The sequence below is a fragment of the Candidatus Darwinibacter acetoxidans genome (assembly GCF_041936445.1).
GTDB lineage: Bacteria > Bacillota > Limnochordia > Darwinibacteriales > Darwinibacteriaceae > DTU010.
Genome location: NZ_JBHGXH010000319.1, coordinates 1 through 1032, shown reverse-complemented (window position 1 = coordinate 1032; position 1032 = coordinate 1). Strand labels below are relative to the sequence as shown.

Annotated in this window: 1 protein-coding gene; it reads right to left on the bottom strand. The window is 57.0% G+C overall.

Annotated features, from left to right (window positions below):
- Positions 1 to 1032 (bottom strand): aminomethyl-transferring glycine dehydrogenase subunit GcvPB (gene gcvPB, locus ACE4YL_RS13110; RefSeq protein WP_461369711.1); only part of this gene is annotated, 1032 nt, incomplete at both ends.

The following is a 1032-nucleotide window of genomic DNA, read 5'->3' as shown; positions in this document are numbered from 1 at the left end:
AGAGGACAAATTCATGCTTGCAGCGACGGTCATAGGGCAAAGTATAGCTTCTTTTTAACCGCTCCATCAGGTAGTTGGCATTAAGAACAGCATCGGCAGCCGCCTGCCGCAGGCCCGCTGCCCCCATCATCACCAGGTAGGTATAGGCTTTCACAACAACGCCGAAATTCCCGTAAAAACCGTGTATCTTGCCGATACTCAAAGGGAGGTCGTCCTTCCAGTAGTAGCCGCTTTCGCCCTTCTCCACCAGGGGAACCGGTAAAAAAGGCGCCAGGTGCTCCTTTACCCCTACCGGCCCGCTGCCGGGTCCGCCCCCGCCATGAGGCGTGGCAAAAGTTTTATGCAGATTCAGGTGAACCACGTCAAAGCCCATATCGCCGGGCCGCGCGTGGCCCATGATTGCATTCAGGTTGGCCCCATCGTAGTAGAGCAGCCCCCCGACATCGTGAACTAAAGCGGCGATCTCCAGGATATCTTCTTCAAAGAGACCCAGGGTGTTCGGGTTGGTCAGCATCAGAGCGGCGACCTCTTCATTGAGAAGCTCACGAAGGGCCTTTAGATCGACCAGCCCCCGCTCATCAGAAGGGAGCTCTTTTATCTTGTAGCCGGTCATAGCCGCCGAAGCGGGGTTAGTCCCATGCGACGAGTCGGGAGCCAGCACTATTTTCCGCTGGTCGTTCCGCGAGCTGTGATAAGCGCGAATCAGCATCATCCCGGTCAGCTCACCGTGGGCCCCCGCTGCTGGTTGAAAGGTAACCCGATCCATCCCGGTGATCTCTTTTAGATATGACTCGGTGCGGTAGAACAGTTCCAGCGCCCCCTGGACACTTTCTGCCGGCTGGCAGGGATGCAGGAAGGCGAAGCCGGGCTGCCGGGCTGCCTCTTCGTTTATCTTAGGGTTATATTTCATCGTGCATGAACCCAGCGGGTAGAAGCCGGAGTCAACCCCGTAGTTACGGGTCGAGAGAGCGGTGTAGTGGCGTACCAGCTCCCCTTCAGAAACCTCGGGAAGCTTCAAGGCGCTCTTTCTTT